This window comes from Cupriavidus pinatubonensis (genome assembly GCF_019602855.1).
GTDB lineage: Bacteria > Pseudomonadota > Gammaproteobacteria > Burkholderiales > Burkholderiaceae > Cupriavidus > Cupriavidus pinatubonensis.
Genome location: NZ_CP080767.1, coordinates 12,932 through 36,085, shown reverse-complemented (window position 1 = coordinate 36,085; position 23,154 = coordinate 12,932). Strand labels below are relative to the sequence as shown.

At 58.8% G+C, this 23,154-nt stretch carries 14 protein-coding genes and 1 pseudogene; 6 read left to right on the top strand and 9 right to left on the bottom strand.

The window, feature by feature from the left end; translation table 11 throughout:
* Positions 1-14: 14 nt before the first annotated feature.
* From K2O51_RS12560 to K2O51_RS12530, 7 genes are all read right to left on the bottom strand, one after another.
* Positions 15-3,503 (bottom strand): ImcF-related family protein, encoded by a 3,489-nt coding sequence (locus K2O51_RS12560; protein ID WP_245001898.1) that lies wholly within the window; start codon positions 3,501-3,503, stop codon positions 15-17.
* A 106-nt stretch (positions 3,504-3,609) separates the two neighbouring features.
* Positions 3,610-4,638, bottom strand: a complete 1,029-nt coding sequence (locus tag K2O51_RS12555) for a hypothetical protein (RefSeq protein WP_245001897.1) — start codon at positions 4,636-4,638, stop codon at positions 3,610-3,612.
* Positions 4,639-4,883: 245 nt separating this feature from the next.
* Complete coding sequence (locus tag K2O51_RS12550; protein WP_220631184.1) at positions 4,884-5,144, bottom strand: PAAR domain-containing protein; 261 nt, start codon at positions 5,142-5,144, stop codon at positions 4,884-4,886.
* A 28-nt stretch (positions 5,145-5,172) separates the two neighbouring features.
* The gene (locus K2O51_RS12545) at positions 5,173-5,604 is read right to left on the bottom strand and encodes a hypothetical protein (RefSeq protein WP_220631183.1); all 432 of its coding nucleotides are present in this window, start codon (positions 5,602-5,604) and stop codon (positions 5,173-5,175) included.
* A 110-nt stretch (positions 5,605-5,714) separates the two neighbouring features.
* A complete protein-coding gene (locus K2O51_RS12540) occupies positions 5,715-6,263 on the bottom strand; it encodes an XAC2610-related protein (RefSeq protein WP_220631182.1) in 549 nt (182 codons plus the stop codon).
* A 52-nt stretch (positions 6,264-6,315) separates the two neighbouring features.
* Positions 6,316-8,559: a M23 family metallopeptidase gene (locus tag K2O51_RS12535; protein WP_245001896.1), complete on the bottom strand. Its 2,244-nt coding sequence runs from the start codon at positions 8,557-8,559 to the stop codon at positions 6,316-6,318.
* 613 nt (positions 8,560-9,172) lie between these two features.
* The gene (locus K2O51_RS12530) at positions 9,173-11,488 is read right to left on the bottom strand and encodes a type VI secretion system Vgr family protein (protein WP_220631180.1); all 2,316 of its coding nucleotides are present in this window, start codon (positions 11,486-11,488) and stop codon (positions 9,173-9,175) included.
* Between the two features lie 326 nt (positions 11,489-11,814).
* Between K2O51_RS12530 and K2O51_RS12525 the strand changes: the two are divergent.
* Positions 11,815-12,649, top strand: a pseudogene (locus K2O51_RS12525) (aldo/keto reductase family oxidoreductase).
* A gap of 373 nt (positions 12,650-13,022) precedes the next feature.
* Here K2O51_RS12525 and K2O51_RS12520 read toward each other — a convergent pair.
* Positions 13,023-13,835, bottom strand: a complete 813-nt coding sequence (locus K2O51_RS12520) for a hypothetical protein (protein ID WP_220631179.1) — start codon at positions 13,833-13,835, stop codon at positions 13,023-13,025.
* A gap of 217 nt (positions 13,836-14,052) precedes the next feature.
* Positions 14,053-14,379: a DUF1484 family protein gene (locus K2O51_RS12515; RefSeq protein WP_220631178.1), complete on the bottom strand. Its 327-nt coding sequence runs from the start codon at positions 14,377-14,379 to the stop codon at positions 14,053-14,055.
* Between the two features lie 486 nt (positions 14,380-14,865).
* Here K2O51_RS12515 and K2O51_RS12510 point away from each other — a divergent pair, with 486 nt between their 5' ends.
* The 5 genes from K2O51_RS12510 to mzaD all read left to right on the top strand — a co-directional run bounded on the left by K2O51_RS12510 (position 14,866) and on the right by mzaD (position 23,154).
* Positions 14,866-15,123, top strand: a complete 258-nt coding sequence (locus tag K2O51_RS12510; RefSeq protein WP_220631177.1) for a type II toxin-antitoxin system TacA family antitoxin — start codon at positions 14,866-14,868, stop codon at positions 15,121-15,123.
* Between the two features lie 122 nt (positions 15,124-15,245).
* Complete coding sequence (rpoD, locus tag K2O51_RS12505) at positions 15,246-17,768, top strand: RNA polymerase sigma factor RpoD (RefSeq protein WP_220631176.1); 2,523 nt, start codon at positions 15,246-15,248, stop codon at positions 17,766-17,768.
* A gap of 72 nt (positions 17,769-17,840) precedes the next feature.
* The gene (mzaB, locus tag K2O51_RS12500) at positions 17,841-19,280 is read left to right on the top strand and encodes an MZA anti-phage system associated ATPase MzaB (protein ID WP_220631175.1); all 1,440 of its coding nucleotides are present in this window, start codon (positions 17,841-17,843) and stop codon (positions 19,278-19,280) included.
* 24 nt (positions 19,281-19,304) lie between these two features.
* Entirely contained in the window at positions 19,305-22,163 is a 2,859-nt protein-coding gene (locus tag K2O51_RS12495; protein ID WP_220631174.1) for a Z1 domain-containing protein, read from the top strand.
* The gene (mzaD, locus tag K2O51_RS12490; protein ID WP_220631173.1) at positions 22,147-23,154 is read left to right on the top strand and encodes an MZA anti-phage system associated PD-(D/E)XK motif protein MzaD; all 1,008 of its coding nucleotides are present in this window, start codon (positions 22,147-22,149) and stop codon (positions 23,152-23,154) included. The genes K2O51_RS12495 and mzaD overlap by 17 nt, the downstream gene beginning before the upstream one ends.

The following is a 23,154-nucleotide window of genomic DNA, read 5'->3' as shown; positions in this document are numbered from 1 at the left end:
GCAATGCTGGCAGCTCATCGCGTCTGGCTCGTGACGGCGCCTCCTTGCTTGCCAACCATGAAGATTCGCTCCGGCATCTGCAAGTCCCGTAGCTCCAGCATCTCCAGCGGGCCCGTACCGACATCGGCGCGCATCTGATAGCGGATCGGATAGACCATGCCTGATGGCGCCGGCACTTTGGCATCGCGAGGCGTGAGGCTCGCCGCGTTGTCGGGGCGTAATGGCTCCCTGGCTTCTGGCTCGCTATCGTTCCATCCCGCTCGCGCAGCATTGGCATCGGGAACGGCTTGCCAGGTGAGCTGGAAGGTAGCGCTGTCCAGCGGCACAATGCGGGCCCGTTCGAGCATGCGGACAAGTCCCCAACGGCCAGCGAACTCGTAGTTCGCGCTCGTGCCTGCGGTTTCCGTTTGCCATTGCAGGATGGTGCGGGGCGTCTGCAGATTGTCCACAGGCCACGTCATGGTCTGCCAGGTCTCGCGCTGATTGAAGTAGTGCAGCTTCTGGTTGTCGATGATGAGCAGCGTATCCGTCAGGCCGGGTGTCGGGATCGGCTTGAGTTCGAAGCGGTATCGCGCATCGCCCTGTGTCAGCATGTGAGCGCCGATCCGTTGCAGGGTGGCGATGGTCTTGAGAAACGCGGGGTCGAATGCCAGCCCTTGGGCGTTGGCGGCAGGCAGCCACTGGTCGCCGTGCTGTTCGAGTACGCCGCCAAGTTGCGCGACGAGGAAGGTGTGGATCAACCCGCTTTGCGGACGCAGGTAGCGCCCCAGCTCGGCGAACGACGCGTCATTCGCCGAGTTGGTGAACGGATAGCGTCCTGCAAATGCCGTCATCCATGGCAACGCGATGCTCTGCCGCCAGTCATCATTCAGGCTTGCCTGCGCAGGCTGCAGGACGGTTTGGGTAGCCTGGGCAATTGGCCGCACGAACAGGGCGTCTCCCATACCGGCCCACTGGCTGCCAAGGCTCGCGGCGATGAGCTGGGCGTAAGCCTGGGTATCGGCCAGCTCCGAGCCCTTGCCCTGGAACAGCGCCATCGCAAGCTGGCGTGCCTGAGCGTCAGCATCGGGGCTGTTCGACACTTGCTGCAAGCGCAGCCGAAGTGCCGTTGCGCGGTCCAGGAAGCGTTGCAGACTCAGTTCTCCCGCGTTGCCCTGGCCGGATTGGCCGATGAGACGCAGCACCGGACCAAAGCCTGCGGTCAGTGGCCCTGCAGGCTCAGCGGGGCTTGCCTCGGCGCCTTCGCGCTTCTTGCCCAGCAGGTCCTTGGCCTTGTTCACCAGCGCATCTGGCAGCGACTCCTTGCGGATGCCGGCGCTGCCTTGGTATTCGAGCGACCTCATCAGCGCGATGACCGGCGACAGCCGCGCATCGGCCATTAGTTTGAGCTGATCGATCACGCCGGGCAGTGTTGGCGCGGGTTCGCATTGCAGGGTGTTCATGAACTGTTGCCAGTGTTCGGCGTAGTCGGCGAAGTACTGGTCGGTGAGTGCCGTTTGAAGGTCCAAGCCCGAACTGTTGTCGGTGTCAGACCTGGCCGATGGTCTGCCGTCGGTGAGCACCCAATCGTTAACCACATCACGGCGCTTGGCGGCTTGCTCAATGGCCGGAGCGACATGCTCTTCGTAGGCCTGTCTCGTGAAAGCGCCGGGCACAACCGCCGTTGTGCGCAGCAGCCCACGTGCATCCGTGCCGGCGGTGAGACTTGCCAATGTCAGGTCTGGATATTTGTGGCCGACCCCGTCGAGGATGCCTTGGTAGATGGTGTCCTGCGCATTGCGCTCACCGATGACGGCCAGCAGTGTCTGCCGCGTGCCGGCTACCAATTCTGCACGGGGCGTGATGCGCCACTCGGGCTTGGACTTCAGGTGTTCGGCGTAGAACCGGGCAAATCGCTCGGCCAGGTCCTGTTTTTGTCCGGGCGTGATTCGCGCATCTGTGGTCCAGTGCTGTGCCAGTTGCTGCGAAAGGAATGCCGCATCCGCGCGCTCTGGCTGGGCGAGCATGAGATAGGTCTTGAGCGTGTCGCGGCCTGCAAGTGCCCACTTGCTGCCTTCGGCATTGAGGCCGGTCGTCTGTAGTTGTGAAAGGTCTGTCAATGAAGCTTCGAGATCCTGCGTGACCGGCGCAATGAGGAGGTCTCGGCTGGACTTGGCGTAAGGCTTCCACAGGGCCGCCAGCACCTCGTCGTCTCGGTTCAGGCCGAAGCGGGTTGAAAGGGGCGCGTGGTGGTGGATGCGGTATTCGTAGCGTTGGATTTGCTGTTGCAGGGTATCGAGTGCCTTCAGGCGCGCGATGGCATTGGGGGCCGATTGAATGTCACGCACAGTCTGATTTGCCGCCTGGATGTCGTGCTTGTTCTGTAGGCCGGAGAGCAGCATGCCGGCGATACAAAGACCGATGGAGGCGCTCACCAGTACCGTGGTAAAGGCGCCGGCATGGATCCCGACCCGGCGCCCTCGGTACTCGGCCGTATGGGTACCAATGGCTTGCCACGCGGGCGCCAGTGTGGCGGGTTGCTCCTGTGGCGCGGTTGGGAGGTCCTCGATATGCACAGGTTCGACTCGCTCGCCAAATGAATCTGCGTCGGCCAGCTCATCTGCGGGAAGCGGCACCGGTACAGGCGTGGCAAGGCACGAGTAAAGTGGCGCAAACATGACGCCAGCTAGCGTTGCGCGCCGCCACTTCGACTCATGTACAGCGGCCCAGCAGTCCATGACACGCTCGCGCTGTGCGCTGACATAGGACGAGACCCCAGCAAGGTAGGCTATGTGAAAGGGCTCCAGGCACTGTTGCATGCCTGCAATGGCCACGCGCCGCTCCAACGCTTCCAGGGCGCAAGCAAAGGCGTCCGGTGTCGACAGAGGTACCCGACCGCGCGACACCGGCGCAAATGCCCCGACAGCTTCAAATTTCTCGGGGCGCTTTCCCATGACTTCCACCACATGCAAAAACGTCAACGGGGCGGCCCAGCCTAAGTCAGCCTCAATTCTGGAAAGCACACGCAAGTGCTCAGTGGCTCCTGTCGCGCTGTGGTCATCGGCGACGAGTTGCACTACGGCATCGACCGGGCGGCGACGGCGCAATTGGCGCAGTTGCTTGCGCCACACTGTCGCTTCGATGCCATCCGGCGACGGATGCACCAGAACCGCGTCTGCGATGTGCAGCACACCGACCTGCTTCAGGCCAGGCGCTACGGCGTCGACTTGGGCATCATCGCCGCACACCAACAGCCAAGGCACACGATAGCGCCAGCGCCATCCCAGCAGGACGCGCAGCTCGTCGCACAAGCCTTGCAATCGAGCATCGCGCTTCAGCACTATTTCCGGTTTTTCGCCGGCGTCACGCTCGAACAGCCTTGCGATGACCGGGTAAGCACCGAATAGGAGTGCTGCGAAATGCGTGACCAACACGATCGCCAGTATTATTGCGATCCACACGAGCGCCGATATCTTGGCGCTCTGTGCGTGCAAGCCGAGCATGTCGCCGCTGAACCACGCCACGCCAGCTGCCAGCGCCGCAATACTAATGGCGAAAATCGGAACGCCCCATGCAGTGGCAGTGCTGGAATCAGGATGCTCCGCGCCTTCTGCGGCAATGACCTTCAGATTACTGGTCGGATTCGTCATGCGATGAGGGTGTGACGTAGAGCACCGCTGCCTGGGTGCGGTCCATGATGAGTTGTGGCCCTTCCATGCCCCCAGTGATGGCAGCGACTACAGACAGCCAGGGATTCAGGGGGGCGGCATCGCCGACGACGTGGTCCGGGCGGCGCACCGCGTCTGCCTTGCTGAGTTGTTCCTGCGAAGTAGCCTTCCAAGCGGCGAGCAACGCGCTGTCTTGCCGGCTATCCAGGCCAGTTATCCACGCGTAGGGGACGGAAGACGATTCCGCGCTGCCCCAGATCAACGCCAGTTGAAGCAGGTCGCCCAACGCATTAGCTTCACCGGTCACGGGCCGATGCAGCTTGCCGAGCACCCGAACCGACTCGGGCAATTGATAAAAGCCGGGGTTGAGCAGTACCGCGACACAGCCTTCAGTGCTCCCGACGGGAGGACTGCTGTCGTGCCATTCGGCCGCCACGACCAGCACCGCTCGCCGGTCTTTGGCATCGAGCCACGCATCGGCCACCATCAGGCCGTCCTCGACTGGCGTCGCCAAGCATTCGAGCGGCGGCAAGCCAGTGCGTCTCAATGCCTCACGGACCTGTTGGGCCCGTAGGGTGGCGTGCTCAGGGCGAGCCACGACTCGTACAGTAGGAGTATAGACAGGCCCGTACTGCGACAAGGCATGTAGGCTCGCCGCGAGTGTAGCCAGCGCTTCTTCCAGCTTAAGGACAATCGTGGCAACCCTGTCCGCCGGCTTTGTCTCGCTACCCGATGCAAGGGCATCCTCGCCATCCGCCAGCAGCGGGGTGAAGGATTCGTCGTCAAATCGGTTATGTACAGGCAGGCCGGAGCCACAGCGAGGCGGTTGCGCCTTTGTGAGCGGCTTGGCATCGATCATCACACTGGCGAGGCTCTTCACACCAAGAGGTAGACAGTAGCCAACGCCAAGCACCTGCAGTGGGCGTTGCGCTTGACGAACTTTCCTGACAAGCCACTTGTGCCGGGCGGAATTGCGGTAGCAGGCGTGCATCCATATGGCCTCGTAACTCGCTCGAGCGGTTCCCAGCAGCACTGCAAAGAGGAGATTCGGGATGCCGAGAATGCAGAACCAGAACCACGGCCCACTCTCGGAAGCGCCCTTCGGCCACGCAACCAGTGCTATGGCTCCGCCGACGGCGCAGCAAACTACCCAGATGCCAAGCCATGGCAAGACGCGCGGACCGTGCGCTGGATAGGCACTCGCTCTACCCGCTGGGGTTAGATCGATCGGCATGCCTATTCAAAATGGACGTTGTGCAACGACGAGATCAGGCGGCAGCCGCATTCGCAGCGATGAAGATGCATCGCGACAGGTTTGCCGTCTTGGTCCAGATAGCATTTCTCTCCCTCGGCTATCTTGGTTGGGCCATGTTTGGCACATATGGTGGGATCGCTCAGGCGGGCAAGCGGCCGGCCCATAAAGGCCATAGTCGGGGAGCCCCCGGTTACCTCACCACCGTTCTCTAGGACGTCACCGATGCGAACAGGAGAGCGCATTGCTTTTTTTCCAGTCTATGTCGAGGTGCTACCACTTGCAGCCCGATTCATTTGTTGCACTAACATGCGGATCAAATAGAAATGCTGATTTCTTGCGACTACGATAATTCGTATATGTCATCGCATATATCATCGCCCCTTGAGACATCATTTCGTACTCACCGTTAATCTTATTTTCGTGAATCTCAAGCCATGTTGTGGTTATCTGCTGCGGAGCATTCTCACTTAGCTCCTCGAAAAGCTGATCTCGCAAAGCCAAGGTTATCGGCTTCCCTGATTTTTCGTACTTAACGAATCCACCCGACCATTTTGAAAATTGATCATAATAGGTGTGCAACTCGCAGTTGACCGATTTACCGCTCGTAGACAAGGATCTGAAACAGTAGATCTCCGAGCTGGGTTGGCCAATTGCCAATGGTGGAGAAAGAAGAAGAAACGCAATGAAGTCAATTCGGCGCATCACATTTTCACTAAGTGTTCCGGCCTATACGGTGCACGTGGAACCTCGCCGCCGATGGTACCGGAATGATTTGCCCATTTTTTTGAAAGCCCCATCGCAGGCCCTTCAAATCAGCGAGCGATTTTCTTTACTTTGGAGGAGATACGCCGTCCATCTTTAAAATGGTCGGAGTATTGATAAGTCTCGCCATTCGGCTCACAGTATGTGCCCGTCCGCTCTAGCAAAGACAGCTTCCCATCGGGGCTTATGGAATAGCGCTCCACCCAATTCTCGCAAGCACTCACGTGGAAGCAAGTACCTACCAGTTGCTTCTTCTTCGCATCGACTTTCAAGCACGGGATTTCGCTCAATTCCTTACTGTAGATGTAGGCTTTGTCTCTATTAGAATAGAGATAGACCTTGTAAAATATTTGCGACGCACCACGCGTATCCAGTATCTTCAGATCCATTTGACCATCGAACGTCAAATCCTCGATTCTAATATCAGTCGGCTGAACAACGTGATCGACGGTAATTGTTTGATTTACTCCACTCGGAGTTACGATCTTCACCTGGTCTCCGATTACAGAGATTTGAGGTTGTACGGATCGTGACCATGCGTAATTCGGGATAAAAGCTGCCTGAGCGACCAAGACCATTGCAAAAGCGATAACATCCACGATTTTTCTTCTGCCAAGCAAGGACGTATTCCAAATAGCAAAGTTAGATCGGTTAGCTTTCCTTTTGAGCATACGCATCCTCAAAGTCTATAAGTACGTCGGAGAGCTTTGCCATTGACGACAAAAATACGTTTGTTCGAGGAACAAGCCCATACATAACTCCGGACCCATTTGGCGACCCTGTATTCACCGCACGCGCTGCCCGCTCGAATTGTTGGCACGCTCGAAAACCCATCGTTGTCGTGGATACTTTGCACACTCGAGTGCGGTAATCGTAGTCCGAACAAACATTGGATACCGTCGTTTGCGTAATTATCGGATGGTCATCGGCCTCCACGTGAATATTGTGCTCTCTACCTTTCGGCTTTGCGCAACATACCCAATAGAACCCAGCGGAATCTGCTGCTCGAGCCGGGTCAGTTTCCAGTGAGTCTCTGTAAGAAGCAGGAGTAGTTCCAAACCAGCCACGATAATCGCCATATCGTTTATAGTTTTCCTCGTGGGTGAGTTGAATGATGCCGCGGCCGTACCAGGGCGCGTAAGGTAAAGTTGGCCCGCCCGTTTCTGCCGTCTTCGTTAGATACGTGGTCTCTTGAATAGCATTGCCAAGAAAATAGGAAAGCCTTATACCGTCGGCTGATATCCGATATTTCCTGAACGCCTGATTGAGCGGAATGAGCAAGCGTTGCGCTCTATTGAGTGCAGAGTTCCATGCAACGCTTCCTGTGGGATATACCGTTTGTTGCGCCTGACTTCTTGTCTGATCGAGAATCCGCCTTGGAATGCACTGCGCAAGTTCACGCGCGCTTAGCCATCCACATTTCCTGAAATGACGAACAAATGCTAGGGGGTGGAAGAACCAGTATTTCCTCCCACCTCCGAGCGGCGTCTGCTCCAAAAACTGGAACTTCCCGAGGAAATCGATAAACTCCTCATACCCGCGCGGGTCGAAGTCTTTTCGCTTGCCAAAGAAGCCATCAGGATCGTTCAGTCTTGTGTAGCGAGCGTCATTCCCGTTTTTATCCCATTCGCTGGGGGCGTGACAAACGAACCGCTTGAGCCTGTTTCGAACCCTCTCATCGCCTTGTACGTACGCGGTTAGCCGATCCTCTTGTTTATACGCCGGCTCTTTTCTCTGCTCGACGGTCTCTGCAGCCTCAACCCCTTCGACTATGTCGCGTAGCTCGTCATAGTCGCACAGACCGTCCTGGCTGAACGGTGTATTCGCTTCGTCGATTCTTCGCCAGCCCATGAAGAATGGGAAATCTGAGTCGGAGAGCTTTTGAATCGAGTCCTCTGATACATTGATATAGCCGCGCGCACCGCTGGCATCATACGTAACTGCCAACCAATTTTTTCGCGCCGCAACTGGCAAAGTTGGTTGTTGAGTGCTCAGGATTCGACCAAAGCGGATAAGGTCGTAGCCATCGCTAGGGCATTGCGGATACAGTGCCGTGGCCCGCTGGTACAGTGTGTACTCGTATTCTGGTTCCGGAATTGGTTCAGCTGTCAGCAGCGTGGGGGTTCCGGCCTGCTCGACCCAAGAGTTCGTGTAGCGCTTCCCTTTATGGAAGTAGGCCTCCACGTACAGTTTGCTGTGGACATCCAGCGTGCCGTCTTTCAACGCCGGAAAGTAAGGCGAGCCAGTCTGGCCGGGCGGGACGCTAACAAAGGCGTGGCCCGCAGGGATGACAAAGTAACTGTGCCCCCAGAAATCCGTACTCCGCGGAGTCGTTGGGGTTGTGTTACCAAGCTGGGTATGCCCGAAGTAGTCACTAAAATCCGCTTCGGTCATGAAGATTTCAAAGTGCAGGTGCGGCTGACCATGGCATTGCCCCCAGTACCCTAGGATGTCCTTGCGATAGACCTTCTTGTTGCCACCCACTCTTACGCCATCGGTCGGTTGCAGCAGCCACGCAGGCAAGGCACTCGCCGAGCCGGTCACTGGCGGAGTAGTGGGCTGCGGAGCAATGATCTGCTGAGCATTAATATCCAGCAGATGCATGTACAACGAGTAGAACGTAATCGTCCTTCCCTCACCGGTGTCGGTTTTATGCTTGAGGAGCACGAATCCGTTATTCGAATTCAGTGCAGGATTGCCGTTGCGATCGAGTTGACCGTCCGAGATGGCTTTTTGGCTCACGCGGTAGGCAACCACGTCACCGTCAGCAATGGCTCGCACGGGCTCCGTCTGCTCGCTTGGTGCGAGGTGCATACCGCAATGCCAGCGGCGATCAAAAGCGATCGGATATACGCCATGGTGGGCCAGTTCGAACTCATCGACGGCATCCATCATCGGATCGGCCCTGTCTGGACGGTCTGATGTCAGGCCACTCTGGGGCAAAAACGGAGGGCTAATTATCATGGTTCAGTGAAAGGGTTTTTGTAACCGAGGTCCTTGATTACGCGCTATTGCCGCCTAAAGTCAGGATTTCACGCGAGGCTTTGTGGAGCATCGCATCGCGACATTCCCCAAAAAATAGGTGCTAATCAAACGCCGCCGTGCCACGTCAACCTTAAGATTGATGAATTCATCACCACAATTCGGAAAGATTTCCTCGAACGTCATAGTGCTCTTTGAGAAAATGAAGATTCTATTGATTGTGTAAGTTCTCTTGCCCTCATCGACATACGATATGCAAAAGTCAAGAGCACCATCAAAGTTATAGTCGCCAACTTTAATGTGCGTCGATGTATTCGTTATTATTTCAAGGGGAACGACGTGATGATTGGTCTTCCCAAAGCTGGCAGTCTTGAATTCCAGCATCTGGTTATTAGTCATTACCATCGCACTAGCCATGGGGATCGGATTAAACTCTCTTTTCTCATGAGCCGATGAATACTGACATTTCAATGCGGTAACAAAGCAGAGGAAGAATCTCCCCAACATTTGCATGCTTTTGACTGCCTCAGTGCGAGGAAGGGTACCGGCCGTCAATCTTCAGGTCGCTTTTTGGAAGCGCAGGCAGGGGTAGCGTCTGACCACCCGGACCAACGAACGTGAAGGACGCCGCCTCGATCCTGAAGTCGCCTGGACACTTGATCACCACTCCGCCTTTCTCCATCGTCACGCTGCCTCCCGCAGCAGCCAGCACGGCCTTCAGCTTGGCGTTGACCAGCACATCCGCATTGGCACTTGCAATATGCAGTTGCTTGTCTGCATACAGGTTCAGCCCGTCGTTTTGGGCCTGGATTTCGACCATGCCCTTGGCCGCGAAGAGCTTGATGCCGAGCCTGTGAGCACACAGCGAAATCAAATCGCCTGCCGCCATGGTGATGCGCTTAAGCGCGCTGATGTCAGCGCTCTCGCCAGCCACGGTCGAGACGTTCCTCCCAGCAGCTAGTTGAATGTTGCGCTCGGATGCAAGGGCAATCGACGCCGGAGCACTGATCAACGAGCCCGCTGCACCTAGCTTGTTCAGCTCACGAATCGCCTGCTGCTGCGCATCGATATCAGCCGGCTCGGCTCTGGTCTGGCGGGTCGAGGCGGCAAGTGACCTGGCAAGGTTCAACGCGCGCTCGAGTTCTGCGATCGTTTCCTGCATATCGAGTTGCTGCCCGGATGCAAGTCGTTGGTCGTATGCGGTGATAAACAGCCCCTTGCCCCCACGCAACGCCCCATACCCGGACGTCCTCAACTCAAAACCAGCCCCCCGCTTCTGGCGCTGTCGATCAACCAGATAGCCCAGGTTCAGCTGCGTCTTCCCCCCATACTCCGTAGACAGCTTGATGCTCTCCTGCCCCTCCCAATCCTCCATCCGCAACTTGTTGTTGCTCTGCGTCCGGATGACGTTGCGCGACAGCCAGCGATCATTGGTCGTTATCAGGTCTTCATGCTGACTGTGATGCAGCGCGTGAGCGATATAGGGCTTGTTCGGATCGCCATCCCGAAACGCGACGGCCACTTCAGTACCGTCAATCAGCGGAAAGTGGAACCCAGTCTGTCGCGCCCCTGCGAAAGGCTTAGCCAGCCGCAGCGGGACACTCTCGGCGCCCTTCGGCCACTCGTCGAAATCGAGGTCCAGGCGAACCACGTAGTGACCCTGCTGCGTCAGGTAGGCGTACTTGTAGTTCTGTGGCGAGGTGACCCGCCCGCTCAGCGTGCCGGCGATACGCGGCCATTTGTTCTCGTCAATCGGCAGCCGATAGCGACGGTCAGACGGAATGGCCTTGTAGGTATTGCGGTAGGCCTTGTCACGCCCACCGCTGTGGATAACTTCGGTAATGACCTGCCCGTTCGGCGCATCGGGCAGATCCACATCCATCCGTAGAATTCGCGCAGGACGCAGATCCAGGATATTGCTCTGGCCTTCATAGATGACTTGCCCGGCCAGCGCGGCCTCGTGCCGCAGTTGCGCTTCCCATTTGGCACCTGCCATGTCGAGATGGTGTGTGCCGTAGACATAGGCCTGTCCGTGCGTGGTCTTGTCCTGGCGCGCGATGTTGGCCTCGGCCCTGAAGCGCTCGTACGACTGGTCCGGGTTGTAGTCTGCCGTGACGAACGAGGCCGGTACGGTCTCCACGTGTGTCTGGAGGTCGAACACAGTTTCTAGCCCCGATTCCAGACCTGCCGTCTCCCGATAGGGCACGCGCAACTCGGGCTGGTAGATGTAGTGATCGATGTCATCGCCCACCGTGAACAGATCGCCAAACTGCGTCCCGAACTTGCCGGGCACGAAGTAGCTGTACAGCCCCTCCTGTTCCATCAGCAGGCGGATATAGTCCCAATCCGACATCTGGTACTGGAGCCGGAACTTGTGCTGGGGATACTGCCGTCGGATCCTGAATGCGAACTGATGGCCTTCCAGGCCGTGCCGCCGCAGGATGGCTTCGATGATCTGCGGCGCGGTCATGTGCTGATAGACGCGGCTGGCCTTTGCCAGCGTCAGCAGGGCCACCTTCGGCCGCAGCTCCATCTCGTAGGCGCAGAAGTCCCGGGTGGTCCGGGTCTTGGAGAACCGCATGATGCAGCCGCCGAACGTCCGGCGCTCCGAAGCCTCACCCGGGTCGATGACGAACGTGGCGTCCTTGCGCAGGTAGTCCGCGCGCGCCAGCTCCGTGGGATGCGTCAATGCCACCTTGACGCAGTAGGGCTCGCCCAACTTCTCCACCGCCGTGAAGGACACCACAGAGAGCCCGGCGGCGCTGCGCGCGCTCGGCACTTCAAGGAAATACGCCTGCCGTCCTGTCACCGCGTTCGTGCTGCCATCGATTGCTTGCGCCATGGTGGATCCCGAGGGAGTCGTGCTGGTTTGGGCGCTGTGCGCCCGGCGCAAAGATGATTGCAAGTGTGACTAGCGGCGGATATGGGGCGAATTCGAAAAACTGTCTCGAAATTTCCTAATTGGCGAGACCAGCGTGAGCGCCTTCCGTCGGAGTTCGACTGCCTTGGCTTCCGAAAGAATGGGACCTTCGACAGGAGCTGCCTCGTTCGCTGACGCTCGCGCGAGCACGCCAAGCTGTTCAGCCAGACGGAATCAAGGAGGACGCCATGTCCTCCACGTCCTAAGTTCGCCGCCCCGCCACTGCCTACAAACTTGCGGGCGCCCCTGTGAACCGCATCAGCCAAGGCACCATGCAACTCGCCGGGCCTGACGTGTTCGGGCCACCACAGGATCGCGACGCCACAATCGCCGAGCTGCGCGAAGCCGTCGCGTCCGGCGTCAACTACAGAGTGATTTCTACGGCCCGCACATCACCAACCAGCTCATCCGCGAAGCCCTCCATCCTGGACTGGATGACCTGGTGATCGTCACCAAGGTAGGCGCCCGCCGCGGCGAAGACGCCTCGTGGCTGCCGGCGCTTGAGCCGGAGGCCATCCGGCAAGCGGTCCATGACAACCTGCGCAATCTGGGTGTGGAGGTGCTGGATGTCGTCAACCTGCGGCTCAGGGGGGACATCCATGCGCCGACGGAAGGCTCGATCGAAAGGGAGGTCACTGCGCTGGCCGAGCTGCAAAGGCAGGGCTGGTTCGCCACATCGGGCTGAGCAACGTGACGTCGGCGCAGGTGGCGCAGGCGCGGAAGATTGCGCCGGTTGTCTGTGTGCAGAACCAGTACAACCTGGTGCAGCGTGGCGATGATGCGCTGGTGGATGAACTGGCGGAGAAGGGGATTGCGTACGTGCCGTTCTTTCCGCTTGGCGGGTTCACGCCGATTCAGTCGGCGGGGTTGTCAAAGGTGGCGGAAGGGATCGGGGCGACGGCGATGCAGGTGGCGCTGGCCTGGTTGCTGCATCGGGCGCCGAATGTGTTGTTGATTCCGGGGACTTCGTCGGTGGGGCATTTGAGGGAGAACTTGAGGGCGGGAGAGATTGTCTTGACGGATGCTGTGCTTGCGGAGCTGGATGCGATTGGAGGCACAACGCGCGGGCATGCGGTTGCGTGAGTCCGTCGCAGCGATCAGCGGCTGGGTCTTGAGAGAATACTGAGGCTTCAGCTTGCAGCACGACACCGGTGCAACAACCAGAACGGCGCGAGACCAGTTGGCTCGCGCCGTTTTGCTTTCAGGCTCGTATTACGCGAGTCTGTCCCTCTTCATACAGGCGACTGCAGGCGGTCGATTGTGGTCGATCTGCTGCCTCAAGTCGTCACAGCACGCATGGAGCTGTCCCCAGCACAACATAGTGCTCGCGGAACGGAATGGCTTCCAGGACATCGGCTTTAACCATGTTCCTCTCGAGTCTATTGCCTTAGGAAATCGATCTCTAAGCGGTGCGTCTACCCTCGCTGGATACCACATGAAGAGGCTGCGATGCTCCCTACTTTATGCGCCAGCAAACTTCTCCGATGCTCTTTGCCACTCTCAGGGCAATCAGCACAGCCAAGAAATAGGACCACATTGACGCATAGCTCCGCCATGTCGTTACATTCGCCTCATCGATCATAACTGGATCATTGGGGGCTGCGGCGACATATCCAGCATTAATACACCCTTCGATCAAGTCTGAACTAAAGTGGGAAGGTGGTGCATCCAGATTGATTGGTTTAGGACAAATTGTCTCGACTATCTGAGGTGATAGATAGCCGCCTACTGAAAGCGCAATATTTAGCCTCCGCAAACTTTCACATTGCTGACGCGTGAGTTCAGGAGCTTGAACACACCCCTTTTGATATGCAATTGCGGTGCGAAATATCGCAACGGATTTACTTACCTCAATATTACGTTTGATGACTGCACGGAATGGTCCCGCCGATAATTGCGTCGCCTGCACGGCAGCAAGCACAACGGCAACAGTGGATGCCGAGATCCATATCAGATCCAATATCTTCAGATGATAGCCATCCAACCTATAATGGATAACGCCCATTCCCCCAGCAAACAGTAGCACCGCGAATAACGTGGTTCCAAATATCCATTTTGTCGCATCGCCAACCAAATTGAGGTCACCCGGCCCCTTGAAAAGGCAATATAGTGCCCCGATAGCACCAACACACACCATAAGCAGTCCAACGCGTTGCCGCTTATCGAACCGGTTGTATGAATTTATGAACATATAAAAGGACGTCATACTATAGACATCGCTATATCGGCGGGCGGCTGAAATTCTTAATAGGGCGAGGGGTTGCAGCAAGACGCGGCATCGAGCAGGGGACTTGGGGGCCCATTCCGCTTTACTGCGGTCTAACACGTGGTTATGGAGTATTCTTCAGTGACTAGTAGATCGGTGGCGGTAGTAATTTTGAGCCTTTAGCTCGCGGCTTTTTCACATCGCCACACTTGCACGGCGCGAGACCAGTTGGCTCGCGCCGTTTTGCTTTCAGGCCCGCTGTGAGCGGGCCTGTCCCTCGTCAGACAAGCGCCTGCAGGCGGTCGGCGTTCTGGTCGATCTGCTGCTTGAGCGGCAAGAGCAGGGCGTGGAGGCCCGTGCAATCGGGGATGTCGTCGCTCTGCAGGTCCAGCAGGGTCAGGACGGAACGGAGGCCGGCGCTGACGCGCAGGAGGTCATCGCTGGTTTCGAGGATGTGATCTTCGAGGGTGACGGGGGTGCTGGGTGGGGGCAGGGTGGTTCTGGCGAGGCGGCGGGCCAGGGCGCGGTCAGCTTTGGCTAGGTTTTGGGCTAGTTGGGCTTGTTTTTGGGCGAGGGTGGGGTCTTGGGGAGTTGGGGTGGTGGGCATTGAAACCTCCGTTCACAAGTGATGGAGGCTCGCCGTCCGCTGTCAACCGGGTGGGCGAGCACGTGGCAGGGTTGACAGACCGGCAATGCACAAACCGGCGAGCCCGAAAGCTCCCCCGCCACGGCTCGCCCGTAGAGGCGTGCATAGGCGAAGACGAGAGGATACCGTTTCGCTGCTCGTCCGATGCGCATTGGGCAGGCTGTCAAACCTGGTCGACCATTGTTTTGGCGACGTCGCTAGTCTCCAAGGGCATCGGGTCGCTGACAATGCGCAAAGTCTCAAGTTTCAGTCGCGAGGGCTCGCCCCCAATTTGACGAGCATTTGACCATGAGGCTCATCTCAATCGCACTCTTGCTAAGTCCTCTACCGGCCGGACCGCGGCGTCATGTTTGGATGGCGGTCACGCCGCGGCAGGGACACCGCATCATTGCATCAGCTGAAAGAGTGTAACCGCGGAAACGCAGTTGTAACTATTCGTAACCTGTGATGCAATCTGTATTGCATGGCGCAATACAGATCACATTTATGAAAACAGGAAAGTCTGTCGGCCTCAGTTTTCGGGTGACCCCGGAGTTCAGAACTCTATTGGAAGCCGCCGCTATGCGCGAGCGGCGCAGCCTGACCAATATGCTTGAAACGGCTCTTTCTGAGTATTGTGAGCGGTACGGAATAGGCCCGGAGCCGGAAAATGCCGCGCCGCACGGGAAGAAATCAAACACCAAACCCGAGAAATTCCCTTGCTGAGATAGGTATCACTGGTTCGTTTGCCGACGAGCTCGACAAATGTTGCGAGAAATTTGACGTGCTCCCGATGGCGGCACGTCGGATTTGCGCACGCTCCAGAAATTGCGGAACAGATAGTAACAATGAACACCGGATCACCGACGAAGCTGGATCCTGTGCTGAGACTTGCACTAAAGTCCGGCGTGACGGTCGCAGTGCGGACGCTACTTCGCAAGTCCAATTGGGTCAACGCCCGAGATGCGCAAGGGAACACACCCCTCATGATCGCGGCGATGCACGGCCATCTGGATGTGTGCAGGCTTCTTATTGACAGTGGGGCCGACCCGGCTTTCAAGGATCTCGACGGGGTGACTGCATTCTCGAAGGCACTGGTTGGCGAGCACATGCGGGTGGTCGAATTTCTTGCCCAGTTCGAGCGGTTGGATGCGGCCGTGCCGTCGACTGTCGTGGCTAGAGCGGAAGAAGGCGTTGTCGCCTTGCTGCCGGAAGCTGACGAGGTTCGGGGTGGCGGAACGAGTTCGACCAAGCTGCGCGAATTCCGAGAGGACGAGCGTGTTGATCCGTGGGCGGACGCGCTGCCAGTTGCCGAGCCGGAGGAAGATCTTTGCGGCTGGGCGCCCGAGGAAGAGCCGGCGATTCCTGATGATGATCGTACCTGCCGCGAGAATGCCGAAGAAGAGCAAGCGGCGATCAGCGAGTTCACGCCCGAGGATCACGACGCGGACTGGGGTAAGGTAGAGTTTTATCTTCCCGATCGGTTCGACCCGGTTCTCCTGCAAGTTGGGGAAACGGCTGCCATTGCAAATCTCATCAGAGAAGGGCTCGCAGTGGGCAGGCTTTCCATCAGCGAAATCGCCGCGGCATGTGAAATGCAATTCGGGGATGCCAGCGACCAAATTGTCCCCGTGCTCGCAACGATTCTTCGGGATCTGCCGATTGTCGTGGACGCAGCGGATGCGCTGACGGGGAACGGACGTGTGGAACCCGCCGATGCCGATGTCGACGCCACGCTCGTCGCGGAAGTTCTGCTACGGTTGGACAGACAGTTGAAATACGGAGGAGATCGCTCCACAGCGATATATCTTCGCGAAATGGGCTCGGTCGAACTCCTGACGCGAGAGCGCGAAGTGGAGATCGCGAAGCGCATCGAGGCGGGTCTGAAAGACATGGTCATGGCCATCTCGGCCTGCCCGGTTACGATCTCGGAAATCCTTACCAGCGCCCAACGCGTAGCCAAAGGCGAGATCCGGATCGACGAATTTGTCGACGGCTTGGCCGATCCGGGCGTCGGCGGAATATTCGCGACCGAGGAAACTGATCTGCAGTTCGGTGACGAGGATTGCGACGACGAGATCGAGGATGACGACGCGCCTGGCGACGGTATGTCTGCTCGCCAAATGGAAGAACTCAGGCAGGCGGCGCTCGAGAAATTCCGCGTCATCGCCGAGCAGTTCGACAAGATGCGCCGCGCCTTCGAGAAGGAAGGCTACAACTCCAAGCCTTACGTGAAGGCGCAGGAGGCGATCCAGGCCGAGCTGATGGGCATCCGCTTCACCACGCGCAGTGTCGAGCGCCTGTGCGATACGCTGCGCGGCCAAGTGGACGAAGTGCGCAAGCTGGAACGCGCCATCCTGCACAACTTGGTGGACACGTGCGGCATGCCGCGGGCGGATTTCGTCGCCCGCTTCCCGGGCAACGAAACCAACCTTGAGTGGATCCACACGGTCATCGCCGACGGCAAGTCGTACAGCTCCATAGTCGAGCGCAACGTGCCGGCCGTGCGTGAACTGCAGCAGAAGCTGATCGACCTGCAGGCACGCGTGGTGCTGCCGCTCAAGGAGCTCAAGGGCGTCAACCGCAAGATGGCCGAAGGCGAAAAGCGCGCCCGCGAAGCCAAGCGCGAGATGACCGAAGCCAACCTGCGCCTCGTGATCTCGATCGCCAAGAAATACACGAACCGCGGCCTGCAGTTCCTCGACCTGATCCAGGAAGGCAACATCGGCCTGATGAAGGCCGTGGACAAGTTCGAATACCGCCGCGGCTACAAGTTCTCGACCTATGCAACGTGGTGGATCCGCCAGGCCATCACGCGCTCGATCGCCGACCAGGCGCGCACCATCCGTATCCCGGTGCACATGATCGAGACGATCAACAAGATGAACCGCATCTCGCGCCAGATCCTGCAGGAAACCGGCAATGAGCCGGATCCGGCAACGTTGGCCGAGAAGATGGAGATGCCAGAAGACAAGATCCGCAAGATCATGAAGATCGCGAAGGAACCGATCTCCATGGAAACGCCGATCGGTGACGACGACGACTCCCATCTGGGCGACTTCATCGAGGACACCAACACGCTGGCTCCGGCCGAGGCCATGTTGCACAACTCGATGCGCGACGTGGTCAGGGACATGCTCGACTCGCTGACGCCGCGTGAGGCGAAGGTACTACGCTTGCGCTTCGGGATCCAAGTGAGTAACGATCACACGCTGGAAGAGGTCGGCAAGCAGTTCGACGTCACGCGTGAACGGATCCGCCAGATAGAGGCCAAGGCACTGAGAAAGCTGCGCCACCCGAGCCGCTCTGACAAGCTGAAGAGTTTCCTAGAAGGAAGCTTGGCTACGACAGAGCAAGATAAAGACATCTGACCAGCTGCGGAGACAAAATTGGAAGCCAATATGCCACCTTCGAGCCGACATGCCCCGCCAAAGGCGGCGGCCATGATCGAAGCTCTTCGAGGATTGGGCTACAGCACGGCAACCGCCTTGGCGGATATTGTTGACAACAGCATCGCCGCCAATGCGAGCAACGTGGCCATTCAGTTTCTATGGGACGGCAGCAAAAGCAGGGTGTCGGTACAGGATGACGGCTGCGGGATGAATGCGGCCATTATCGACAAGGCAATGCGCCTGGGAGACCGGAATCCCCTGGAGGAAAGGGCAGCAGGCGATCTCGGCAGGTTTGGCCTTGGCCTGAAGACCGCGTCATTCTCTCAGTGTCGGCGCCTCACTGTGGCGTCGACCGGTGAGGACGGATTCCACTGTCTGCGTTGGGATCTTGACGTGCTGGCCACATCAGAAGGAGATGGCTGGTACCTGTTGGAAGGCCCAGCCCCGGGTTCCGAAGCCTTTCTGGAATCGGCGAGGGTCTCCAGACTCGGGACGCTGGTGCTGTGGGAAGAACTGGACAGAATTGTGACGGCAGATTTTGCCGAGCAGGATTTTCTCGATCTGATCGATCGAGTTGAAAGTCACCTGTCGATGGTCTTTCATCGCTACCTCGAAGGCACGCGTCCTGTACTGCGGCTCACCATCAATGGGAAACGCCTGCAGCCTTGGGACCCGTTCCTCGTGGGGCATCCTGCGAAGCCTTGGCATTCGCCAACGTCGTACCCCCCACGCGCCTCCGGTGTCGAGGCCGAGTGTCATGTGCTCCCGCACAGGGATCGGCTGACGGCCAAGGAGTATGAATCGGCGCAGGGACCCGATGGCTGGACGGCGCAGCAGGGCTTTTATGTCTACCGAAACCGCCGCCTTTTGGTTGCAGGAAGCTGGCTCGGACTCGGCCAAGGGCGCTCGTGGACGAAGGACGAGGCGCACCGGCTTGCGCGTATCCGGCTTGACATTCCGAATTCGGCGGACGCGGACTGGAAGATTGACATTCGCAAGTCAACCGCTCGCCCGCCTGTCGCCCTTCGCCCATGGCTGATCCAGCTTGCGGACGCTACACGCAGCCGCGCGCGTAGGGCGTTCGCCCACAGGGGCCGCAATCCGCGGACGCTCGACAACAAGCCGGTGGGACAGGCTTGGCGTTCGGAGCACTTCGCGGGCGGCATGCGATACCGGGTCGACCTCGATCATCCCGCCATACGGTGTATCCTGGATGATGCCGGCACGTTGCTTCCGCAGATCAAGGCAATGCTTCGTGTGCTCGAGGAAACGATCCCGGTGCAGCGCATCTGGCTCGATACAGCGGAAAGCAGGGAAATTCCGAGAACCGGTTTCGACGGGGCATCTCAGGAAGAAGTGGCCGACGTCCTGCGCGTGCTGTATCGAACCATGGTTGAGCACAAGGGGATGTCGGAGGAATTGGCGCGCGAGCGATTGCTGCATACCGAGCCGTTCTGCAATTACCCGCAACTGATTGCGGGCTTGGCATAGTTCCGGAAGTCCAAAGGGCAAGCAATGGTGAATGAATCGAACAATCTCAACGTACTGAAAGTTGTTCAGATGTTGTTGCAGGGGGAACAGGACAAATCTTCCATCACGCCGGCGTTGATCGAGGAGAAGATCTCCCTTGCGCTGCAACTCAATCGCGGGTGGGAAACCGACCTTGACCGCGACTGGGTGATCGAGGAGTTGATCCGGCGGTTTAGCGTCTGGCTCGGGAAAGACGCGACGCTGGTCGACAACGATGGCCATCAACCTTGGCTTGGCCCCGACCGCAAACGGAACTGGCGCTACTGGCAACGCTACCGTGAGTGGCAGGAGCCGAAGCTGCCATGGTCCGCCATCGACGGCTTGGATGCCTCGACCGACGACGTCCTAGGTCTACTGGAGGATCCTGCCAGAGTGGGGAGCTGGGACCGCCGGGGACTGGTGGTTGGCCACGTGCAGTCGGGGAAGACCGGCAACTATACTGGGTTGATCTGCAAGGCGGCGGACGCCGGATACAAGATCATCGTGGTCCTAGCCGGCATGCACAACAATCTTCGCTCCCAGACGCAGATGCGTCTCGATGAAGGTTTCCTCGGCTATGCGACGAGTGCCTTTCAGGAAGGCAGTCTCAATATCATCGGCGTGGGGAAGATCGACGGCGATCCGTCGATCCGTCCGAATTATGCGACCAATCGCTCGGAGAACGGCGATTTCAGCGCGAAGGTCGCAAAGAACCTCGGCATCACACCCGAGCAACGGCCCTGGCTTTTCGTCATCAAGAAGAACAAGTCGGTGCTGCAGCGGCTGCTACACTGGATCACGAATCATGTGGCCAATGCGTCTGATACGGAGACCGGCCGGCGCATCGTAACCAATCTTCCGCTTCTCGTGATTGACGACGAAGCGGACCACGCCTCGGTCGATACCGGCGAGCAGCTATTCGGCGAGGATGGCGCGCCGGATCCCGAGCATCAGCCCACGGCAATCAACAGTCTGATCCGAAAGATCCTTCACGCGTTCACGCGGAAGGCGTACGTCGGATATACCGCGACACCATTCGCCAACATATTCATTCACGAACGCGGCGCGACGCAGGACGAGGGACCGGATCTCTTCCCGTCTAGCTTCATCATCAACCTGGGCGCGCCGTCCAACTATGTCGGGCCGGCTAAGGTGTTCGGCGTAGCGGGGCCTGCCGGGCGAGAAGGCGGATTGCCGCTGGTCCGGATCGTTGGCGACCACTGTTCCGAAGACGGGAAGTCAGGCTGGATGCCCGTGTCGCACAGGAGCGGCCACCATCCGGATGTACCGGCTACCGAATCGCATCTCCCCGAATCACTGACGGAAGCCATTGACGCCTTTTTGCTGGCTTGCGCGATCCGTGAAGTGCGCGGGCAGGGCGACGAGCATAGTTCGATGCTTGTGCATGTCACACGCTTCAACGCTGTTCAGAAAATCGTGCACGAGCGTGTCGAGGAGTACGTGCGGCAATTGCGGCAGCGTGTGGCGCGGCAGATCGGGCACGAGAGGTTCCTGTCCAGATTGCAAGAGCTGTGGCGCGACGATTTTGCGCCGTCGACGGCGGAGGTTGCCACCGATTCGGGCGTGGGCCAGGCCGGGCAAGAAAGCTGGGAAGACATTGCCAAAGCCTTGCCCGGCGTGCTCGACGTCGTCAGTGTCCGCATGATCAACGGGACTGCAAAGGATGCGCTCGACTATGCCGACAGCGCGACCGGGCTGAAAGTCATCGCCATCGGCGGCGACAAACTTGCCCGGGGGTTGACACTGGAGGGCTTGTGCACCAGCTACTTCCTTCGCGCATCGCGCATGTATGACACTCTGATGCAGATGGGACGCTGGTTCGGCTATCGCCCGAACTACCTGGACGTTTGCCGACTCTATACCACTGCGGAACTGGTAGAGTGGTTCGAGCACATCACCGACGCGGCCGAAGAGTTGCGCGAGGAATTCGACGAGATGGTGAACAGCGGCGGTACGCCGCGAGACTTCGGCCTCAAGGTCAAGTCACATCCTGTGCTGATGGTCACATCGAGGCTGAAGATGCGGGCCGCGCGCTCGCTGTACCTGTCATTCAGCGGTAGCGTCGTGGAGACTGTGTCGTTGTTCAGCGATCGTGCCCGGAACTTGAAGAACTTCAAGGCCTTTCGGCGATTCGTGGAATCGCAGGGCCCGGCGTCGGCAATCCCGGAGCAAAGGCGCGGTACATCGAATGAGCGCTGGACGGGCGCGGCGTGGCATGGTGTACCGTGGGATTCCGTCACGGCATTCCTCGACGATTACGCAACTCATCCTGAAGCATTAAAGGTAAATTCGAGGCTGCTTTCCGAGTTCATTGCGGCGATGGCCAGGGAGGGAGAGCTGACGGCCTGGACGGTGGCTGTTGTGGGCGGTGGCGTGGAGGAGTCCGAGATGCTTGAGAACGTGAACGGCATTTCCGTGCCGCGAATGGTCCGAAAGGCCAAGCCTCAGCACGCTGACCGCTACGCGATAGGCCGGCTCCTGTCGCCCCGCGACGAGGGGCTGGATCTCAACGAGGTCGCTTGGTTCGCCGCGCTGGCCGAAACGCGACGCGCCTGGCATGCGGATCCCGGCCGGATGAAGAGTACCGCGGAGCCCGACGTGCCAAGCGGCACGGCAATGCGGCGCGTACGTGGCTTTGGCGCGGAGGGTGTGGCGGCTTGCCCGGAGAAGGGGTTGCTGTTGATCTATCTGCTGGATCCCAAGAGGTCGGAAGTCACGACGCTGGAAGGCACCGAGCCGGTTGTCGCGTTTGGAATTAGCTTTCCAGGCAGTAGCGCTGGTACCAAAGTGGAATACAAGGTCAATAACGTTCTCTGGGAGCTGGAGTATGGCGCCGCAGAATAATGCGGAAATCGCGGTCGCCTGGCGGGCTCTGGCGGGTGTCGGCGGGGAACTCGGGTGGCGTTGCATTCCCGTCTCGACGTTTGGTTCTGTGAGCCTGCAGGCGGGGCGCAGTTTTCCCGGCAATACCGAAGCGCTGCTGGTCGGCTTTGCAGGACATTACGCGACTCATGCGACGGCCTTTCCTCAAGGCAATGGATTCCGTGTCGAGCGTGCCGAAGTCGGGGTAGACGGGAAACACTGGTTGGCCCTGGTACGCCAGCCTTCCGCTTCGTTGGAGCTGTTCACGCTGATGGTCGAGGATATTTCTGCGGTGCTCGCCGCGAGCCGCACGGTAGAAGAAGCGAGCCTGTTCCAGCTCTTCCTAGGGCGAATCAGGGCGTGGCAGTCGTTCATGAAGAATGGGGACGAAGCGCTGGGACCGGAAGCTGAACTTGGCTTGGTAGGGGAACTGAACTGCTTGGAGCAGTTGCTCGCCAATGGGCTGCCGGCCCAAGTCGCGCTGGATGCATGGGTGGGGCCCGACGACGGCCTGCAGGACTTCGAACTGGGCGGCGGGGCGATCGAGGTCAAGAGCACCCTCGCCGTTGCCGGCTTTCCGGCGAAGATCCAGTCGCTGGATCAACTCGATGATTCTGTGCGACGGCCGCTCTATGTATGCGGCTGCCGATTTCGGCTGGGAGATGACGGCCTTACGCTTGCGGAGCGGGTTGAACGATTGAGGGAAACGTTGGAGCGGGGCGGGGCGGCGGCTCGCGACTTTAATTTGGCGCTGCTTCATGCGCGCTATCTGGATTCGCATGCAGACCGCTATCACCGCAGGTTCGTCGAAGTGGATTGCCAGTTCCTGCTGGTGGACGATGTATTCCCGCGCCTGACGCCGGGTATGGTGCCCCCCGGCGTGCGGGGCGCACGTTACGAAATTGATCTTGATCAGATTCAGGGGAGCAGGACGGCGATGGCCGATGTGCTCTCGACGCTAATGGGGGAATGA

Bases quoted from the DNA above. Each gene is read 5' to 3' on its own strand.
- K2O51_RS12555 (WP_245001897.1), bottom strand. From the start codon at position 4,638: ATGCACGCCTGCTACCGCAATTCCGCCCGGCACAAGTGGCTTGTCAGG.
- K2O51_RS12550 (WP_220631184.1), bottom strand. From the start codon at position 5,144: ATGCGCTCTCCTGTTCGCATCGGTGACGTCCTAGAGAACGGTGGTGAG.
- K2O51_RS12545 (WP_220631183.1), bottom strand. From the start codon at position 5,604: ATGCGCCGAATTGACTTCATTGCGTTTCTTCTTCTTTCTCCACCATTG.
- K2O51_RS12535 (WP_245001896.1), bottom strand. From the start codon at position 8,559: ATGATGGATGCCGTCGATGAGTTCGAACTGGCCCACCATGGCGTATAT.
- K2O51_RS12530 (WP_220631180.1), bottom strand. From the start codon at position 11,488: ATGGCGCAAGCAATCGATGGCAGCACGAACGCGGTGACAGGACGGCAG.
- K2O51_RS12515 (WP_220631178.1), bottom strand. From the start codon at position 14,379: ATGCCCACCACCCCAACTCCCCAAGACCCCACCCTCGCCCAAAAACAA.
- K2O51_RS12510 (WP_220631177.1), top strand. From the start codon at position 14,866: ATGCAATCTGTATTGCATGGCGCAATACAGATCACATTTATGAAAACA.
- rpoD (WP_220631176.1), top strand. From the start codon at position 15,246: ATGAACACCGGATCACCGACGAAGCTGGATCCTGTGCTGAGACTTGCA.
- mzaB (WP_220631175.1), top strand. From the start codon at position 17,841: ATGATCGAAGCTCTTCGAGGATTGGGCTACAGCACGGCAACCGCCTTG.
- K2O51_RS12495 (WP_220631174.1), top strand. From the start codon at position 19,305: ATGGTGAATGAATCGAACAATCTCAACGTACTGAAAGTTGTTCAGATG.
- mzaD (WP_220631173.1), top strand. From the start codon at position 22,147: ATGGCGCCGCAGAATAATGCGGAAATCGCGGTCGCCTGGCGGGCTCTG.